The organism is Paenibacillus sp. NPDC093718 (genome assembly GCF_050279985.1).
GTDB lineage: Bacteria > Bacillota > Bacilli > Paenibacillales > Paenibacillaceae > Paenibacillus_AQ.
This window is the reverse complement of record NZ_JBNNUS010000005.1, coordinates 151494-169236: the sequence shown is the minus strand read 5'-3', so window position 1 is coordinate 169236 and position 17743 is coordinate 151494. Positions and strand designations below refer to the sequence as shown.

Annotated in this window: 16 protein-coding genes and 2 pseudogenes; 4 read left to right on the top strand and 14 right to left on the bottom strand. The window is 50.0% G+C overall.

The window, feature by feature from the left end:
* Window positions 1–50: 50 nt before the first annotated feature.
* From ACQKPA_RS16555 to ACQKPA_RS16545, 3 genes and pseudogenes are all read right to left on the bottom strand, one after another.
* Window positions 51–1088: a BMP family protein gene (locus ACQKPA_RS16555; protein WP_427493694.1), complete on the bottom strand. Its 1038-nt coding sequence runs from the start codon at window positions 1086–1088 to the stop codon at window positions 51–53.
* Window positions 1089–1434: 346 nt separating this feature from the next.
* Entirely contained in the window at window positions 1435–2787 is a 1353-nt protein-coding gene (locus ACQKPA_RS16550) for an MATE family efflux transporter (protein ID WP_427493693.1), read from the bottom strand.
* A 174-nt stretch (window positions 2788–2961) separates the two neighbouring features.
* Window positions 2962–4074: pseudogene (locus tag ACQKPA_RS16545) on the bottom strand (RNA-guided endonuclease TnpB family protein).
* 489 nt (window positions 4075–4563) lie between these two features.
* Between ACQKPA_RS16545 and ACQKPA_RS16540 the strand changes: the two are divergent.
* Complete coding sequence (locus ACQKPA_RS16540; RefSeq protein ID WP_427493692.1) at window positions 4564–5838, top strand: chitinase; 1275 nt, start codon at window positions 4564–4566, stop codon at window positions 5836–5838.
* Between the two features lie 123 nt (window positions 5839–5961).
* On the opposite strand, the gene ACQKPA_RS16535 is transcribed toward ACQKPA_RS16540, so the two are convergent.
* A complete protein-coding gene (locus ACQKPA_RS16535; RefSeq protein WP_427493691.1) occupies window positions 5962–6327 on the bottom strand; it encodes an MmcQ/YjbR family DNA-binding protein in 366 nt (121 codons plus the stop codon).
* A gap of 212 nt (window positions 6328–6539) precedes the next feature.
* Here ACQKPA_RS16535 and ACQKPA_RS16530 point away from each other — a divergent pair, with 212 nt between their 5' ends.
* Window positions 6540–7295 (top strand): YheC/YheD family protein, encoded by a 756-nt coding sequence (locus ACQKPA_RS16530; RefSeq protein WP_427493690.1) that lies wholly within the window; start codon window positions 6540–6542, stop codon window positions 7293–7295.
* Between the two features lie 113 nt (window positions 7296–7408).
* Here ACQKPA_RS16530 and ACQKPA_RS16525 read toward each other — a convergent pair whose 3' ends face one another.
* The 6 genes from ACQKPA_RS16525 to ACQKPA_RS16500 all read right to left on the bottom strand — a co-directional run bounded on the left by ACQKPA_RS16525 (window position 7409) and on the right by ACQKPA_RS16500 (window position 12900).
* On the bottom strand, window positions 7409–7795 hold the full coding sequence (locus tag ACQKPA_RS16525; protein ID WP_427493689.1) for a RidA family protein: 387 nt from the start codon (window positions 7793–7795) through the stop codon (window positions 7409–7411).
* An 83-nt stretch (window positions 7796–7878) separates the two neighbouring features.
* Window positions 7879–9405: a Na+/H+ antiporter NhaC gene (gene nhaC, locus ACQKPA_RS16520; protein ID WP_427493688.1), complete on the bottom strand. Its 1527-nt coding sequence runs from the start codon at window positions 9403–9405 to the stop codon at window positions 7879–7881.
* 150 nt (window positions 9406–9555) lie between these two features.
* A complete protein-coding gene (locus tag ACQKPA_RS16515) occupies window positions 9556–10728 on the bottom strand; it encodes a MalY/PatB family protein (RefSeq protein WP_427493687.1) in 1173 nt (390 codons plus the stop codon).
* Window positions 10729–10783: 55 nt separating this feature from the next.
* Window positions 10784–11455: a helix-turn-helix transcriptional regulator gene (locus ACQKPA_RS16510; RefSeq protein ID WP_427493686.1), complete on the bottom strand. Its 672-nt coding sequence runs from the start codon at window positions 11453–11455 to the stop codon at window positions 10784–10786.
* Between the two features lie 340 nt (window positions 11456–11795).
* Window positions 11796–12305 carry a CYTH domain-containing protein gene (locus tag ACQKPA_RS16505; RefSeq protein WP_427493685.1) on the bottom strand — a complete coding sequence of 170 codons (510 nt, stop codon included), beginning with the start codon at window positions 12303–12305 and terminating at the stop codon, window positions 11796–11798.
* 130 nt (window positions 12306–12435) lie between these two features.
* Entirely contained in the window at window positions 12436–12900 is a 465-nt protein-coding gene (locus ACQKPA_RS16500) for a DinB family protein (RefSeq protein WP_427493684.1), read from the bottom strand.
* A gap of 357 nt (window positions 12901–13257) precedes the next feature.
* On the opposite strand from ACQKPA_RS16500, the gene ACQKPA_RS16495 reads away from it, so the two are divergent.
* Window positions 13258–14232 (top strand): aldo/keto reductase, encoded by a 975-nt coding sequence (locus ACQKPA_RS16495; protein WP_427493683.1) that lies wholly within the window; start codon window positions 13258–13260, stop codon window positions 14230–14232.
* 131 nt (window positions 14233–14363) lie between these two features.
* Here the strand turns inward: ACQKPA_RS16495 and ACQKPA_RS16490 are convergent, their stop codons facing one another.
* Entirely contained in the window at window positions 14364–15302 is a 939-nt protein-coding gene (locus ACQKPA_RS16490; RefSeq protein ID WP_427493682.1) for an aldo/keto reductase family protein, read from the bottom strand.
* Window positions 15303–15462: 160 nt separating this feature from the next.
* Here ACQKPA_RS16490 and ACQKPA_RS16485 point away from each other — a divergent pair, with 160 nt between their 5' ends.
* Window positions 15463–15801, top strand: coding sequence for a winged helix-turn-helix transcriptional regulator (locus tag ACQKPA_RS16485; protein WP_009594357.1), 339 nt, complete (start codon window positions 15463–15465; stop codon window positions 15799–15801).
* Window positions 15802–15942: 141 nt separating this feature from the next.
* Here the strand turns inward: ACQKPA_RS16485 and ACQKPA_RS16480 are convergent.
* From ACQKPA_RS16480 to ACQKPA_RS16470, 3 genes and pseudogenes are all read right to left on the bottom strand, one after another.
* Window positions 15943–16149, bottom strand: a pseudogene (locus ACQKPA_RS16480) (KGG domain-containing protein); the annotation flags it as partial.
* 73 nt (window positions 16150–16222) lie between these two features.
* Entirely contained in the window at window positions 16223–17074 is an 852-nt protein-coding gene (locus tag ACQKPA_RS16475) for a manganese catalase family protein (RefSeq protein WP_427493681.1), read from the bottom strand.
* 163 nt (window positions 17075–17237) lie between these two features.
* Entirely contained in the window at window positions 17238–17741 is a 504-nt protein-coding gene (locus ACQKPA_RS16470; protein ID WP_427493680.1) for an ABC transporter permease, read from the bottom strand.
* Window positions 17742–17743 lie beyond the last annotated feature (2 nt).

The window sequence follows — 17743 nt, the reverse complement described above, 5'->3', positions numbered from 1 at the left end:
GCTTCTGAATGAAAGACCGACTGCTCATGTGCAGCCGGTCCAGGTGAGAACTAATTTTGTTCCAATGCGTTGGTTACTTTAATCTTTCCGGCGATAATATCGTCGGAAATCACCTTAAGCTGATCCACGATGTCTTGTCCAATGAATGGGTTAAGCGGTGTTTTGCTCTCATGCGTAACGTAAGTGAGACCTACAGCGCCTTCTTTCAGGCCGTAGTCACGAATATCGAAAGTATATTTACCCTCTGCAAAATCTTTAACCGTTTCGTACACAACAGCGTCTGTACCTTTCAATTGCGCAAGCACCACATGCTCAGGCTCCGTGTTGTCCGTATCCTGCCCGGAAGTGAAGAAGCCTTTCTCTTTCGCTGCTTCGAACACGCCCAGATCGCCTACAGCGGACATACCCGCTACGAAATCCGCACCTTGGGAGTTCTGCAGAAGCGCTAGCTCCTTCGCCTTAGCCGGGTCATCGAATCCGCCAACGAAGTTAACGAAAATTTCAATATTCGAATTGACCGATTTCGCACCTTCCTCAAAGCCGGTCATGTATTTGTGCATAATCGGAATGTCGTTAGCCACAACGTTACCGACCTTGTTCGTCTTGGTTGCCAATCCGGCAGCCGCCCCAAGAAGGTAAGCAGCTTCATGCTCGCGGAATCCGACGCTGCGGACATTCGGCAAATCCACTACCGTATCGATGATGGCAAAAGGCACGTCCGGATTCTCCGGTGCAACCTTCTTCAGTGCATCTTCCATCTGGAAGGTGGATGTAATAATCAAATCATATTTTTCGGCAACCGCCGTACGCAGGTTTTGCTCAATCGAAGCCGGGTCTGTCGATTCAATCGTCTTCACTTCGACATTGAAATCGGCAGCAGCCTTCTGCAATCCTTCGTCCATCAATGCAAAGAAAGGATTCACGCCGATCTTCTCAGGGAGAACAAGTGCAATGCGTTTCTTATCTTGAGATCCATCTGAACCGCCATTAGCTGCACCACTGTCAGTAGACTTATCATTATTGCCGCAACCTGCAAGCAATCCAACGGATAATACGAGTGTTAATAGAATTGACCATGTCTTTTTCATTTCCTGACCTTATCCTCCTAAGTGAGCACTTTTTATACTATTATCCTATGGTATAGACAAGCAGATGTCAAAACAAAAATTTTAGCGTTTTATGTAGTTTAATGTGTTTTTTAGCAAAAATTTGGTGGAAAACTGCGGATATCACAGAACATTACCTTATCCAAATGTCGATAATGTTCGGAATTTGCCAACATTTGATCAAACGTATTCAACAAGGATCAGGATGAAAACGCATTATTTTCAAATTCTCGGTATCCTACAAACATACCTGCAAAAAAAGGATGCCTGATGGCATCCTTTTAAAACTTGATTTCTATTTAGCAGTACGATCTTCCTTAAGACTCCATCATGAGCTGAAGGATCGTATCCACTTGAATCGGTTGACCTTCACGATCGCCACAAAACACTTCAGAATCTGATCGGACTTCAAGCAAATGAATATGGCGAGCGGTGATAAATGGAACACAAACGCGCATAATGCCGATGAGGGCAGCACGATCAGCCACATAAAAATCAAATCATTGTAGAGCACAAAGCGGGTGTCTCCGCCGCTTCGCACAATGCCCGTCAATGCCGGCATTTGATAAGCCGTTCCGACTACGGTGATCGACAACACCGTCATGAAATGCAGCGCGAGTGTCTTCGCCTCATCGGAGATGGAGTAGAAGCCCAGCACGAAATCCTTAATCACAAACAGCACGGCGCCCGTAAGCAAGCCGAGAAGGATATACAGAATCTGCAGCGTTTTGGCATAGGATATGATTTTGTCCATCAAACCTTCTCCGATGGTCTTCCCAATCAGCACAGCCGTTGCACTGGCCGAAGCGTATACGATGACTGTCACCATCTGGAAAATCGTTGTGGCAATGCTGTTGGCGGCGATCGCCGATTCTCCCATATGCCCCAGGATGGCGGTTTGTGCCGCCATGGCAAGCCCCCATATCGTGTTGGACATCAGAATCGGGGAGCCTACGCGAATGTACTGTTTGAAGAGCTCCATATCGAACTGCAGGAAATCCTGCAGTTTTAACAAGATTTTACGGTCGAACCGCTTAATATAAACGATGACGATCACGCATTCAATGATTCTTGCCGTCAGGGTAGCGATTGCCGATCCGGCCACGCCCAGTTCAGGAAAGCCCAAATACCCGTAGATGAGAATATAGTTCAGGCAGATGTTGATTATCAAGGTCGATAACGATACCACAAAGCCGATTTTTACCGTTTCCACGCTTCGCAGTGAAGCCAGCAAGGAATTGGTGACGGCAAAGAAGATATAAGAGAAACAGATGATTCGTAAATAGTCCACGCCGGCGGCTATGACATTCTCTTCCTTCGTAAACAAAGACAATACCTCATGCGGGAAAAAGAACACGATTACCCATAACACAATACTGAGGAAGATGGCCATGCGCATGCCGATGCTTGCCGCTTTTTTGATGGAGCCTAAATCCTTCGCTCCCCAGAATCTGGATGACATGATGACCAATCCTTCGCATACGCCCAAAACCAGCATGTGCAGCAGGAATTGGATCTGGTTCGCGAGGGCAACGCCCGATAGCGCCGATTCACTGTATCCTCCCAGCATGACGTTGTCCGACAAATTCACGCCGACCGATATCAGGTTCTGCATCCCGATGACAAGCGTCAGCCAGAAAAAACTTTTGTAGAACCCTTTTTCGCGAACAAATAAACTCATGTCAGTTAACCTTCTTCGTCTATAAGATGATGATCTCTAATATATGTCAACAACTTATGACTAATGCCACGAGCTTGTAACTGCCCGGAAGTGAGAGCGGCGGTTAGGCCTCCTTCCTTAACATGGCGTTACGATAGGCAGGTTGACCGCTGCCCGGCTGTACAGGAGGTATACCTACACAGCCACTTCAGCGATGTACTTCATTCCAATGCGCTGAAGATTCATGGCTCCAATTCGATCATCATTAGAGCGGTAGCCGCACTCCCTGCAACAGAAATGGTGCTTTTTCCTGTCGCGGTTCGCTTTGTTCGTTCGCTCGCACTTCGGGCATTTCTGAGACGTGTATTCCGGGTTCGTTGCGATCACTTTGGCGCCTGAACGAATCGCTTTGTATTCAATCATCTGACGAAGTTGGTAAAAGGACCATGATACGGTCTCGTACCGATCCCGGATGCGAACACGCTCTGTCACTTGGCGAATGCCTGTTAAATCTTCCACGACGAATAAGGTATTCGCTCCGTACCGGTCAACGAGTGCCTTCGATATCCGATGGTTGACATCGGTCATATAACGGTTTTCTCGTTGTCCGATTCGCTGGATCCTTCTGCGGGCAGAAGCTGTTCCAACCTGTTGTAGCCGCTTGCGAAGCCGCTTTTATTTTGAACGCTGATTCTTGACCCTTCTGCCGTGAAAGAATGCGGTTGTTCCTTGCGAATCATAGCTGACGGCGATAAAGTTGATGCCCATATCCACGCCGACGATTGTTTCGATGTCATGCACGGACGGTTCGTTCACAGCTTGGGTCATGGGGATATGCAAAAAGAACTTCCCGCGCTTATGGACCAGTTTGGCTGTGCCAAATGCCCATGTTCCATCCAAATAATGTTCCATGCCTTTACTTTTGAAGGGTACTTTGATTCTCCCGGATAAGGTATTGACCGAAAACATTTGGTTACTCATGGAGTAATCGCGGTTCCAAACCAAATCGAGTTCCGGCTTCCTGAATCGTACAAGAGTCCAAGGATGTCCATTTCCTTGAATGGACTTATAGCGGGCAATGACCGTCTTCATCACCGATTGCGCCATTTGAGAGCGAAGCTGAAAATCGGCACGAAGCTTGCGATACGTTAAGAGATGAAGCTTCTGTTGATGCAGCACCTTCTCATCAAAGACGAGCTTCGATACAAATTGGCTGGCCAGCTGATATGCACGGAACGTCTGGCATAACAACTCTTTCTGTTCTGATGAAGGTATTATTTTGATTTTGGCAGTGACCGTTAGCTTCAACAAGGCCTCACCCATCCTTTCCGAGAGGATAAAAGTATAGGGAAAAGGGACTTAGCGTAATATTTACCATCATACCAAACATTTGTTCCTATTTAAAGTGATATGGTTGTTTTTTAGTGAAAGAAACGCCTCTCAAAACTGAAGTCACGAGTGTCCTTACGCAAAACATGAAGTACAGCACCTTTTCCATAGATTAGTAGATTGATAGAATAAAAACATAATAACATTATAATGTTCTTACGTTAAAAAACTAGTCATCAAGTTGGAGGGCGCAGCGAATGCCGGTATTCGAACTTCGACGGCATCCTTGGCGATTCCACAGCAAATCCCCCGCCTATCGTCATATCTCCCCCGGCTTGGTCCCGCCAGAGATTCCCTTCAGTGTCAACTGCGCGTTACATCGTGGGATTTCCTGACTATGTACAAAACAACATACCGTATATATGATGGCAGTGTAATCCAATCCCAATGATGCAGAGGAGAATGTGTATGACCGTGTGGAAATATCCGTTATCTCGCAAGATGATCCAGCGAAGTATGATTGCAGCCCTCGGCGCTGCCCTCCTCATGCCCCCGCTTTATGCCTTTGCAGCCGATGAAGCACCTCAAGCCGAGGCATCTTCCACTCATCCGGCAGCCAGCACTAGATCCGGCACCTCGGCTCCAGCACAAATCACGGAGAATCCAATCGAATCCCTGGTGATCGGGGAGCACAGGCTGATCAGCCGCAAGGAGATCGACCAGAACTGGGACGGCCTCGATCCGGATTACACACCGGAGAAGGCGATCGCAGCCGTTAAAGCGCTGCTATCGGAGGAAGACTTCGAGGCGTTGTTCCCATACCGGCTAGGTTCGGCGGAATGGTTTGAAGTCGCGAGTGGCAAAGAATACTACAAAGCCGATCAGACGGACTATTTCTCATACGATAATCTCATCCACGCGGTCGCGGAGGTCTCCAATCTCAAGATCAAGATCAGCACGCGGCAAGGAACTCCTTCCGCACAGGAGATTTACCGATTAGACAAGGACGCCCGCGTTGAAACACTCGTTGTGCGTTCAACTGACTTCCATTCGGCTGAGAACCTTAACAAAACGATTGAAACCGTTATCATTGATGGCGGCACTTTCCTGAAGGAAGGGTACAAGAAGGACCGTAAGCGCGAACTGGCAGCCTTCCTCGCCAATCTGTCCCACGAGACGGGCGGAGGCTGGGCTACCGCCCCGGGAGGACCGCTCCGTTGGGGTTTGTTCTGGAACGAGAACATCGCCGGCCGGACTGGCGTTAATAAAGACGCCTTCGTCGATCCTGCCAGCGCTGAGCTATATCCCGGAACACCAGACAAACGCTATTATGGACGGGGACCGATCATGCTCAGCTGGAACTTTAACTACGGCCTGTTCAGTTCCATCATCTATGGAGACAAAAGCGTGCTGCTGGACCATCCGGAGATCGTTGCCGCTGACGGCGAGATCGGCTACATGACCGCCATCCTGTTCTGGTTGACGCCGCAGGACCCGAAGCCTTCCGCCCACGACGTCATGGTTGGCAGATGGAAGCCTTCTCCGCTCGAGAAGTTCAGAGGGCTGGGCGATCCCGGCTTCGGTACGACCGTGATGGTCTTGAACGGCCTGGAAGCCAACCTCGGTGAAACCGAGGGCAGCCCGGTGCAGCGGCGCGCCGGCCATTACCGCGATATTACAAGCCGTGTGGGCGTTGATATTACCGGAGAGAAAGTAGATACGTTGGGAATGAGACCATTCTGATACGAAACCTACCTGCGGACAGGTTGGGACAGGTTTAATCGTATCTTCTAATCATCGCCCTCTGGCAAATGGATGTTTTCCTGCCTCCACTCTGCCACAGGGCGATGATTCATTTCACAGGCCTCAGACCAGCCGCTGAGCGATTGCAACGCGCTGAGCTTTCGGTAAACTCTTGAGCACCAAATCATAGGAATGATCAATCATATCGTGCAGATCCGCTTCCGTTAAGGAACCATCCACGGCAACCGTATTCCAATGTTTCTTGTTGAGATGATATCCGGGCTGCACCGCTTCATGCTGCTGACGCAAATTCTCAGCGATCACCGGATCGCATTTCAGGGATATATGGCTGACATTCTCTCCTGCCGTTGTGGTAATCAGGGCAAACATTTTGCCCCCGACTTTCATGACGATCGGAAGCGGTCCGAACGGATAGTCTTCGGTTGCAGCTTTCTTGGAAAGACAGTAAGCAATGAGTGGGCTTCGCACTGGAAATTGTCTCCTTCTAAATCAGATCTATTTGATTATAGTAGATGATGTTTCCCTGTTCAATCTAGCCGCAGGCAGTCTTATTTATCATCTTATTATTTTCGATAAAAAAAATTTTTCAAGTACATAGCTTGGTTCAAGGCCAACGTGGAGGCTTGCTCTACTTTTTCGGCATATGCTGAACAAAAAAGAGAGAGGTGAGCCTCTTAACTATGAAATATAAAAGCAGTACCATCAAAAGCAAATGGAAGAAAACGAAATGGCTAAACGAAGATTCTTATTTCAGACAATACGTACCGCACACATTGCCGTTCAGCAAAAAAAACCTGAACGCTATGCTTGCGGACTACACCACGGTTTTCTTCAAACCTACGGATGGTTCAGGCGGTGTGAACATCGTCCGAATCCGCAAAACGGACGGGGGCTACCAAAGCCAGCTGAATACCAAGAAAACGTCGTACTCCAGCTCATCTCAATTGTACCGTGATCTGAACCGCTTTGCCGGAAGCAGACCCTACCTGCTGCAAAAAGGAATTCGTTTGGCCAAAAGCAATGGCAAGCCATTCGATATCCGGGTGATGGTCCAGAAGACCAGGCAGGGAGCCTGGGTCAGCACCGCCTTATTCACCAAAGTCGGCAACCCTAACAAAGTCGCAACCAATTATAATCAAGGCGGCACCATTGGAACGTTCCGCAAAACGATGAGCGGCGCCAACTTCAACTCGTCCTTCACCCAGCAGCTGGAGTCCGAGCTCAAGGGACTTGGCGTGGCCGTTGGCAAAAACTTTGACCGCCATTATCGCGGTTTCAAAGAGCTGGGACTCGATGTAGCTGTGGATTCCAATGGCAGACCATGGATTCTCGAGGTGAATACCAGACCGCAAATTTATCCGCTCAAAACGTTAAAGGATCGGAGTCTGTACCATAAGGTTCTCTCTTACGGAAAGCATTATGGGCGCACGAAATAATAAGGATAGATCCTTTTCGCACGAACAAAACTGCCGGGCCTAGTGCCCGGCAGTTTTTTTGAAACCTAATGATGTTCATATTCCTATTTGCAGCACATAGAACAGCGATGGTGTTATGACTTGCTAGCTACCACTTCAATCTCAACCAGCCCATCCTTAGGCAAACGGGCAACCTCCACGGCGCTCCGTGCCGGATACGGCTCTGAAAAGAAGGAAGCATATACCTCGTTGACGGCTTGGAAATCATTCATGTCCTTTAAGAAGACCGTCGTCTTGACGATATTCTCCATACCAAAACCGGCAGCTTCCAGAATTGCCTTCACGTTAAGCAGCGAGCGGTTCGCCTGCTCTTCTACCGTCGGGGCAAATTGCCCCGACGCATCCATGCCAAGCTGACCGGAAGTAAACAGAAGATTTCCGTATTGCACTGCTTGGGAATAAGGGCCAATTGCTCCTGGAGCCTGCTGGGTTGAGATGGTTTTTCTCTCTTGTTGTGTCATGGTGTTCTCTCCTCTTTAGCGTATAAGATCACGCATTTATATTGATGATTTCTTGCCTTGATCCAAGAAATATTCATCCTGCATTAATGGACAGATGCAGCTCCTGCATCATCCGCATAAGGCTTGTTGTGGCTACCATTATGCGGATTGTCGTATTCCTTAACCATTTCCTTCTGCTGCTCTGGCGTAAGCTTCGCGATGCCGAACCCGGTAAAGCCCCAGATCGTTGCAAAAATAATCCCCGTCCAGCACAACACCGCCCAAGGCAAATAGGCTAGGGTCGCTACGCCCAGCGTACCGGCCATATAGGCACCCGCTGCCGTCCATGGCAGAATCGGCTCGGTAATGGCGGCGGAATCCTCCACCGTCCGCCCCAGATTCTTCGGATGCAAACCGCGGCGGATGTAAGCCTCGCGGAGCATTTCGCCTGGCATCAGAATAGAGACCTGCCCGTTGCTGGTCACACCGATCATGGTCAACCCTGTTGCGATCGTGGCCAGGATCAACGATCCCGTGGAGCGCACACGCTTCAAGAGTTTATCCACGATCAGCTCCAGCGATTTGGTCAGCGATATGGTGCCGGCAAATGTGATTGCACTGAAACAGATAAGCAATGTCCCCATCATGGAACTCATCCCGCCCCGGTTAATGAGACGCGGAACATCCGCAATGACGGCACTCGGGTCAAAGTTGCTAACATGAACCATCGCGATATCGAATCCGCTGACAACCGAAGTCACCACGTCATGCAGCGTGAAGCCATGAAATATCATGCCGTTCGCCATCGCCACGATCGACGACAGCAGCATGACGGGAATTGTAGGCTTCTTGGTGATCGAGCCGTACAGAACAATCAGCACAGGCAGGATCAGGAGCAGGTTCCAGTCGTATATCGTTGCCAAGGTGTTCATGATGTCGGTTACCTTCTCGGGAACTCCTGTGCTGGACACATGCGTGCTTAATCCCGTAACCACGTAGACGATCCCCGCCACGAAGAAGGACGGCAGCGTCGTGTACAGCAAATGACCGATATGCTCATACAGGTTAACGCCGGTGGACAAGGCAGCGATGTTGGTTGTATCCGAAAGCGGAGAAAGCTTGTCCCCGAAGTAAGCACCCGCTACAACCGCGCCGGCCACAGCCGCAAGATTGGCGTCCATTCCGGCGCCAACCCCCATGAAGGCGACCCCGATCGTCCCTGCGGAACCCCAGGAGGTGCCTGTACATACGGAGACCACGGCCGTAACGAGAAAAGCGGTAATCAGTAAAAACTGCGGATCGATGATTTTGAGGCCGTAGTAGATCATCATGGGGATGGTCCCGCCGACCATCCACGCGCCAATCATAAATCCGACCACAATCAGGATTAAGATCGCCGGCATGGTTTTCGCAATTTTTTGCGAGATGGATTCCAGAATGTCATTGTAGCTGTAGCCCAGCTTAATCGCGATCAGGCCTGCGACAATGGCGGAAGCAATAATCAGCGGTTCGGGCGGCAGCTCAAATAATACGTAACCAAGGCACAGCAAAATCACCATCGTGAAAATCGGAAGCAACGCCAGAAACATGGTCGGCTGCTTTATCGTTCGTTCCTCTTTTGGCTTAACCATTATGGATTCCCCCTGGATGTAAATAAGAAAACTCTATCGACGTACCTTCTCAGAAGACAGACCGCATATAGCGGAAGTTTTTCTTGCGAGATAAGGATGGTAAGCCTTTGAAGTGAAGTTTATTCCTTCTGATCTCTTAAACTTTGGTTGTTAACGATGCAGCGGATAAGCCGCGGCAAGCCGCTCCAGGCCTTCCTTCAATACAGGGCGCGGCGCAGCCACGTTGACCCTGATGTAGCCTTCACCGCCGGGACCGAAGGATGAACCGAAACTGACGCTGACGCGCGCTTTTTCCTGGATCCACTCCATCAAATCCTTTTCATGGCTGCTCACGGCCGTACAGTCGACCCACAACAGATACGTCCCCTCAGGTTCGATCACGGCCAGCTCAGGCATATGATCCGTTATGAAAGTTCGGGCATAAGCGATGTTGTCTTTGATATAAGCGCGAAGTTCCGTTAACCATTCATCACATGATGTGTATGCGACTTCCAGCGCAGGCACGGAGAAGAATGTGGGATTATGAATCCCCGCCTGCAGCAGACCATGCTTAAACCGCTCCCGAAGCGCAGCATTGGGAATGATAATGTTAGCGATTTCGAGGCTTGCCAGGTTAAAGGTTTTGCCCGGTGATGTGCAGATAATGGAACGATTCGCAACCTCTTCGGACAGCTTGGCGATGACGGTATGCTCGTGTCCCTCATGAATGAAATCAGCATGAATATCATCGGACACGATCAGTGCGTCATACCGGATGCACAGCTTCGCCATGCGTTCAAGCTCATCCCTCGTCCATACCCGGCCAGCCGGATTGTGCGGGGATATGAGCAGAATCATCTTGACCCCTTCCCGCATCCGCCGCTCCATATCCTCGAAATCGATCTCATACCGCCCGTCCGTAAGGATAAGCGGACTTTCAACCAATATCCGATCATTTAACGTAACCGCTTTCGCAACAGGCTGATAAACAGGCGTGTGGATAAGAACCTGATCTCCGATCTCCGTGAACTTCTGTATAATGACCGAAACGGCTTGAATAATTCGCGGACAAAATACGATCCAATCGGGCTCGACCTGCCAGTCATAGGCTTTATCAAGCCAAGTGCGGACAGCTTCGAAGTAAGGCGGGAACGGATCGGTATATCCGTAAATGCCGTGACGCGCAGCCTCCGCGACCTTATCCACCACCATGGGCGGTGCTGGCAGGTCCATATCGGCCACGGAGAGAGCGATCATGTCACTCCCCATGCTCTGCGCCATCCCGTCCCATTTCGCGCAGTTTGTGCCAAAGCGGCTGACGACCTTATCGAAATTAAATGTCATGATGTCACCTTCCATTGTTTCAAGATGCACTACTTGAATATTGGGTACAAGAAGCTTATTTCAGCTTCTGCAAATAGCGATACACGGTAGGCTCCGATATGGATAAAGCCGCGGCAACCTTAGAAACTCCGCCCTTCAGCAGAAATACACCCTGCTCGTTCAATTCCTTCACAATCTCGATCTTCTCGTTCGAAGATAAACGGTCCGCCGGAATGCTGATTTTGCCAAGGACGGTCTGGATGATGTGCTGAAGCAAATCGTCCACGTTCCCCTGCAGGTATTCGGTGGACGGCTTGTCCTCCTTGGGTGCATCCAGGGCTGACGGCGGCGTAAGCGATCCTCCCCGCATAATGCTGTTAATCCAGTCGGCCGCAACCTCCATATGCGTGATGTCGATGTTAAGGCACATAAGGCCGACCAGCTCGCCGCTCCCGTTCTTAATAAAATACGTAGACGATCGGAAGGTCTGCCCCCGTGCGCTGGAAGCTTTGTAGTTCGCGATGAACTGCTCTTCGCGGTAGGCCTCCGCCTTCAAAATCTTCAATACGAGGTCTGTCGAGGCATCACCGACCCTGCGTCCGCTAATATGCCCGTTCTCGATAAAGATGATGGAGCGTTCCGGATCGCTGATATCGTGAACGACCACCTCGCATTGAGGTCCGATGATCGCCGCGATAAAAGAAGCAATCGGAAAATAGCTTTCAAGCAGCTGCTGGTTTCCATTCATGAAGAGCCTCTCCCTTCTCTGATAAACCGTCATTTTTTATGAGTGTCATCACTTACAATATAATAATTAATTATCATGATAATATTATATTATAATAATAAACCGTTTACAATACTCTTTGTCAAAATAAGTCGATAGCTACTCAAAACACCCTGCAATCGTCAAATATGGTTTGCTATACTACTGGATTTTGGTTGAATGCCATAAAAAAGGCTCTTGCGAGCGGTCAAACATAACCGCTCGCAAGAGCCTTTCTTACAACCATATGAGAAAGCGCAGTATCCACATCCTAGCTGCATGCGTTTCCTATGTCGGCCGCTTCCTTTCGTGACTATTTCCGTTAGGCTTCCCTGCCTGCTTGCAGCTGCAGATCCCGCCATACCTTCTTGTTGCTGTATTGTTTATCCGTGCTGATATCTTGTCCGAACCATGCCGGCGGGACAAAGCCGTCTGCAGCTTCCAGGGAAGGAAACTCTACTTCCAGCACCAGCAAGCTTATCTGCGCATAATCGTCGATTTCGATGATCGTGCTGCCCCATCGGGCGGTTACCCGTCTCTTGGTCAGCGGAATCGCGCCATGTGCCTTCACCACTTGGTCATAGAGTCCTTCGGAAATCGCGTACTCCACTTCCTCCCTGGCAATCCCCCACCCTTTTTTGAACGTATGGGTGAATTCAAACTGACCTGTTTTCAGATCCGTTATTTTGCGGACCCGAAGCTCCTGATCCCCATCCAGCGCCAAATATGTCTGCTCGATGAACTGCTCCTTTTCGACCACGATGGTTCCTTCCGATATCAAGTCTTCCGGGTAAGCCTCCAAAAGGTACTTGCGTTCGATTTCAATCGCCATAATCGTCATATCCTCCAATCGATGATCCCATCTGTGCTGATTCCATTATAAGGATCGATCACCGCAGCGACAAACAAAAACGATAGGAGGGATGCGCAAGGCACCCTTCTATCGTTTCGTGTTCATCTTATTATTTTATCAATTTTCTGTAAGCCTTTATCGTCTGCGTGTGCATTCCTTCATGATACAAGCTGAACACAAGAAATTCTCCGACGGTTTGGAACGTCACGGGACCGATGGTCAACGGATGAGCTGAAGCCTGGTCGAGGCGGTTCGAGAAGGTTTCACGAATTCGGGTCGTTTGCTCCTGCAAAAGCTCTACCAGTTCGGAAATCGCAGGCGGCTTCGACGTCCAATCGGCAGGTTTAGTTCCGGTTGCAAACCACGCCTCGAATCCTTCTGGAAGACGGGGCTGCTCGCCCGCAGTCGCAAATGCGAACTGCTCATGCACGGTGTAGATATGTCCCAGGTTCCAGCGAATGCTGTTCGCAAAGCCTTCCGGGATGATATCAGCCTCTTGCTCCGTTACATTTTCTACCGACTTTAAGGTCCCGCCTCTGGCAAAATCCAATTGGTTAAAAATCGCTTCATTCATGTCATAATCCCCCTTCCAATTCGTACGTAACAATCCTATCGTAATATTTTGCTTATCGCAAGGAGCTTTCGGGTCATTCGCGTAACCTTTAGAATTTCGACACAAACCGCTGACCGTGTCAGCAAATGAAATAGAAAAGCCCGGAGCTTGAATGAAAGCTTCACTCAGGTTCCAGGTTTTGCGCATGAAATCGAACTATGCTACTCTCGCAATAATTTGGTTATTCTCAAGCACTGCTCTTGCTTCCTCGGTAGCAGGACGATAACCCTTTTCCAACTTTCGTGCTCGATCGATTTGAACCGATTCCGGGATCATGTTTATACTATAGGAAATCTATACATAAAGGAGTGGATCAAGATGAACTACCGCCGTCTTGGCAACAGCGGACTGAAGGTTTCGCAGCTCGGTCTGGGCACGAATGCTTTTGGCAAAAGGGCTGATCAAGGGACATCCACCCGCATCATTGACCATGCACTGGACCATGGCATCAATTTCATCGATACCGCTAATATTTATGCAGGCTCGGAATCCGAGCGCATCATCGGAGAGGCGCTCGCCGGCAAACGCCATAACGTCGTATTAGCCACGAAAGCCGGGCTCGTAAACGGCCAAGGGCCGAACGAACGTGGTTCCTCCCGCTATCATCTGCAGCAAGAGCTGGAGGACAGCTTAAAACGGCTAAAAACCGATTATGTGGACCTGTATCAGATTCATACGTTTGATCCGAATACTCCCCTTGAGGAACCCTTACGCACGCTGGATGACATGGTATCGTCGGGCAAGGTCCGATATATCGGCGCTTCCAACTATGCCGCCTGGGAAATCATGAAGGCGCTCGGGATCAGCGAGCTTCGCGGATATGTCCGGTATGTATCCACCCAAACGAGTTATTCGCTCGCCGACCGTACGCCGGAACTGGAGCTTGTTCCCCTCTGCCTCGATCAGGGCGTTGGCATCATCCCGTATTTCCCGCTGGCCGGGGGCATTCTCACCGGTAAATACGGTCAGGGCGCAAGCAAACCTTCCGGTTCCCGTGCCGAAACGGACCCGAACTTCAATCGCTTCCTGGAAGATCGCAATCTGAAGCTTGGGCAGCAGGTCAGCCAGTTGGCTGCAGAGCATGGTCATTCCCCAAGCGCCCTGTCCCTGGCTTGGCTGATGAATCGTCCTGCTGTCTCCACTGTCATTGTCGGTGCTACGAAAACCGAGCAGCTGGACGATAACCTGAAGAGCCTGGAGATTGAGGTCGATGAGGCACTGGGTTCCAGCCTGGATGAAATCAGCGACGACTTTGTTCATGCCAAGCCGTTCGCGACTTATCGGCTGGGGTAAACAGCGTTATTAAAAATAGAAGAGCTGCGCTAGGGACGAATGCCCCTTTGGCACAGCTCTTTTTTTTCATCTAGATTTAGAAACCATTATTTAGACGGCACTGAAGCTTGAACTACCCTTGAACTACCGCTCTATTTCAAAATCTCTTCAATGCGAGCTTGAACCTCTCCGCTGAGCTCGATGCCGGAAGCTTTTGCGTTCTCGGTTACCTGCTCCGGACGGCTTGCGCCGACCAGTGCGCTGGCTACGTTCGGCTGACGCAGAATCCACGCCAGCGCCAGATTGCCTACGGATACTTCGAGTTCTGCCGCAATCTTCTCAAGCTCGCGAACCTTCGCGATTTTCTCCTCGGTAATGCCTTTGCGCATCCATTCCAGCTTCGCGGCACGGCTGCCCTCTGGAATATCGGAGGCGGAGGTATATTTCCCCGTCAGCAGGCCTTGTGCCAGCGGGGAGAATACAACCTGCCCAATGCCGGAGCGCTCGCTGAGTGGAATGATTTCCTTTTCAATATAACGTTCAAACATATTGTAGATGGGTTGATTGACCACGATGCGGTCCAGCAGATAACGATCCGCTACCGTCAACGCCTCCGCGATTTGCGATGCCTGCCACTCGCTGACGCCGACATAAAGCACCTTGCCCTGGCGAACAAGGTCGTCGATCGCGCGAAGCGTCTCGTCCAGCGGCGTTTCCGGGTCATGACGATGGCAGTAGAAAATATCCACGTAATCATGGTTAAGCCGCTTCAAGCTAGCATGTGCCTGCTCCATAATATGCTTGCGGGACAAGCCGCGATCGTTCGGGCCATCGCCCATGGGCCAAAAAGCCTTGGTCGCCAGCACGTAAGACTCGCGCGGATACGCTTTCAGGGTTTCGCCAACCAACACTTCGGCTGCACCTTTTTCATATACATTCGCCGTATCAAAAAAGTTAATGCCCAGATCATAAGCCGTCTTAATCGCGTTTACCGCGTTCTCGCGTTCAACATAACCACCGTATGTAAGCCAGCTTCCCAAACTAATCTCACTAACCTTGAGACCTGTGCGTCCTAATCTTCTGTATTTCATGGCAATTCCTCCTTTAGTAGATTAACTTGGATGCTACATTTGCTATTTTAAAGCAGTTCCTATTCCCACGGAAGAAGTGAAATGTTCTTCACTATATTATAGGAAGGATAGCTGATATACTGGAGTATAGTTAATAGAATACCGGAAGGAGCCTATGGTTATGGGAAATAAAGCGAGCAGTTACATACCGAAAACTCCCGAACATATCGAATGCAATATCGAAAAAACGCTGTTGGTCTTAGGCGGAAAATGGGCATTTCTCGTCATCCGCGAGCTGTTTGGCGGCACAAAACGATTTGGCGAGCTGCAGCGGCAAATCCCGAATGTCAGTCCGCGGGCACTGACCACGACGCTTCGCCATCTGGAAGAACAGGGCGTGCTGGAACGCGAAGTGTTCCCCACCGTTCCGGTTACGGTGGAATATACCCTTACGCCGAAGGGCATGGACCTGCATGTCATCTGCAAGGAGATGAAGCTGTGGGCGGCGCGGTGGACTTGAATTCAAGTTCTTGATAGTATCTTTGCAACCGTGCTTGGAACCAGCGATCAGCACAAAAAATAAAGTAGCGGCGGATTCCGTTTAACCGGAACCGCCGCTGCTTTTTTAAGCTTGCTATTTTTAGATTGTAGATTACATTTAATCGTTATTATTTTGATTGCCGCGGGATTCTCCACCTTTACGGCCGATTTCCTCGTAGAACTCCTTATCGTGGGAATCCGATGTGGCCTCTCCGCCCTTACGGCCGATTTCTTGGTAAAACTCCTTGTCGTGATTCTTGGCCGTAGCTTCGCCGCCTTTGCGTCCCGCTTCTTCTCTGCTCATCTTGTTACCGTTGTTGTTAGCCATTGTTCATCACTCCTAAGTTGTTTTTTTGTTGCTGCTACGACATGTATTTAACCGTTCAGAAAAAAATTAAACATCACTTTTCGATTCCTTCGTTCACCACATATGGACCCGTTCCCAGCGTAGAGTGCTGGTGTTTGGCGGGAGGATTTAATACGGGTGCGTCACCGTAGGCTGTCGGATTAGCCACATATTCGAAATCGCCGGTACCGTCCGGCAGCGGACCGTTCGCCCAGCGTCCCGCACTGCTCTCCTCGCCAACCGAGAAATTCATGAATTGGCGTGTAGCTTCTTCTACGCTGCGTTCGCGCGGAAACGAAGCAGGAGCAATCGGACCTTCAATGGCCTCGATCTCTTCAATCGCGGCCAGCCACTGGTTCTGGTGCATGATATCACGGGCTATCATGAAGGACAGCATGTCCCGGACGCCCGGATCCGTCGTCTGCTCATACAAGCGTACGACCTGAAGCAGACCTTGGGATTCGGCATTCAGATTCGCACGGAAGTCAGCCAGCAGATTCCCGCTCGCTATGATGTACTTACTGTTCCATGGATATCCGTTGCTGTCCGTCGGAGTTGCCCCGAGCCCCGATACGATCGCATGTTGAGGATTCATGCCCCCGAGTGCGGCGGCAATCATCGGGTCCTTCGCCGCTTCATCGACTTGATCCGCAGGAGCACCATCGAGAAGCTGGGCTATCATCGTGCTCAACATCTCGACATGGCCAATCTCCTCGGTCCCGATATCCAGCAGCATATCCCGATACTTTCGGTCTGCCCGGCAGTTAAATCCTTGGAAGAGATACTGCATCATGACGGACATTTCACCATATTGGCCACCCAGCACCTCTTGAAGTTTTCTCGCGTATACCGGATCCGGCTTCTCAGGTTTGGCCCGGAACTGAAGTTCTTTCGTGTGAATAAACATCCATATCGTCCTCCCTCGCATGCGTCATGGTAAGTCCGATTATTCTTTACCCGGTCCGATCGATATTAACAGCGGTAACTCATGATGTTCCCAGCTTCTATGTACCGTTAAAATGATAACAGCCGCGACCCGCGCGGCTGAATCACCAACCTATATTGCTATTTCAATTGATCCGGGCCCCTTCAAACCGGGTAGCGAATCCGCTGAGAATGATGCCGTTTTCTCCCGTTGCCCTCGCAAATACCTCCACTCGATCGCGAGCCATTAATTGTATGATCCCCGCGGCATCGATTTGCCCCGTTCTCGGCTCGAAGTTTTCTTCGTCCGAAATTCTCGGGACGCCATTAACCCGAATCTCCAAATCCATTCGAACAGGCGTAAGCGTGATGGTTGTAAAAGAAACACTGGCCAGAAGGGAGTAGACGCCTCTTTGCTTAGGAGTGAAGGTCGATGTGGATGAATTGTATTCATTGTTGAGATCTAATTCTTCAACTTGGTATTGGACTTTGCTGAATACGCCGTCAGTGATGATTTGGTCGACGCCAGAGACTGCTCTAAACACCGATTTTCTAATTTTTTTGCCGGCACGCTTCTTCTTGGATGCGGTATGCTTACTGAGCGTTTTCTTGTAGACAAGCTTTCTGGACCCTGATCGTTTGAATGCCATTT

Excerpts from the sequence above, each read along its gene's own strand:
- ACQKPA_RS16550 (WP_427493693.1), bottom strand. The coding sequence starts at position 2,787 with ATGAGTTTATTTGTTCGCGAAAAAGGGTTCTACAAAAGTTTTTTCTGG.
- ACQKPA_RS16485 (WP_009594357.1), top strand. The coding sequence starts at position 15,463 with ATGGGAAATAAAGCGAGCAGTTACATACCGAAAACTCCCGAACATATC.
- ACQKPA_RS16540 (WP_427493692.1), top strand. The coding sequence starts at position 4,564 with ATGACCGTGTGGAAATATCCGTTATCTCGCAAGATGATCCAGCGAAGT.
- ACQKPA_RS16490 (WP_427493682.1), bottom strand. The coding sequence starts at position 15,302 with ATGAAATACAGAAGATTAGGACGCACAGGTCTCAAGGTTAGTGAGATT.
- ACQKPA_RS16530 (WP_427493690.1), top strand. The coding sequence starts at position 6,540 with ATGAAATATAAAAGCAGTACCATCAAAAGCAAATGGAAGAAAACGAAA.
- ACQKPA_RS16555 (WP_427493694.1), bottom strand. The coding sequence starts at position 1,088 with ATGAAAAAGACATGGTCAATTCTATTAACACTCGTATTATCCGTTGGA.
- ACQKPA_RS16470 (WP_427493680.1), bottom strand. The coding sequence starts at position 17,741 with ATGGCATTCAAACGATCAGGGTCCAGAAAGCTTGTCTACAAGAAAACG.
- ACQKPA_RS16505 (WP_427493685.1), bottom strand. The coding sequence starts at position 12,305 with ATGGCGATTGAAATCGAACGCAAGTACCTTTTGGAGGCTTACCCGGAA.
- ACQKPA_RS16515 (WP_427493687.1), bottom strand. The coding sequence starts at position 10,728 with ATGACATTTAATTTCGATAAGGTCGTCAGCCGCTTTGGCACAAACTGC.
- ACQKPA_RS16500 (WP_427493684.1), bottom strand. The coding sequence starts at position 12,900 with ATGAATGAAGCGATTTTTAACCAATTGGATTTTGCCAGAGGCGGGACC.
- ACQKPA_RS16525 (WP_427493689.1), bottom strand. The coding sequence starts at position 7,795 with ATGACACAACAAGAGAGAAAAACCATCTCAACCCAGCAGGCTCCAGGA.
- ACQKPA_RS16475 (WP_427493681.1), bottom strand. The coding sequence starts at position 17,074 with ATGTTTATTCACACGAAAGAACTTCAGTTCCGGGCCAAACCTGAGAAG.
- ACQKPA_RS16495 (WP_427493683.1), top strand. The coding sequence starts at position 13,258 with ATGAACTACCGCCGTCTTGGCAACAGCGGACTGAAGGTTTCGCAGCTC.
- nhaC (WP_427493688.1), bottom strand. The coding sequence starts at position 9,405 with ATGGTTAAGCCAAAAGAGGAACGAACGATAAAGCAGCCGACCATGTTT.
- ACQKPA_RS16510 (WP_427493686.1), bottom strand. The coding sequence starts at position 11,455 with ATGAATGGAAACCAGCAGCTGCTTGAAAGCTATTTTCCGATTGCTTCT.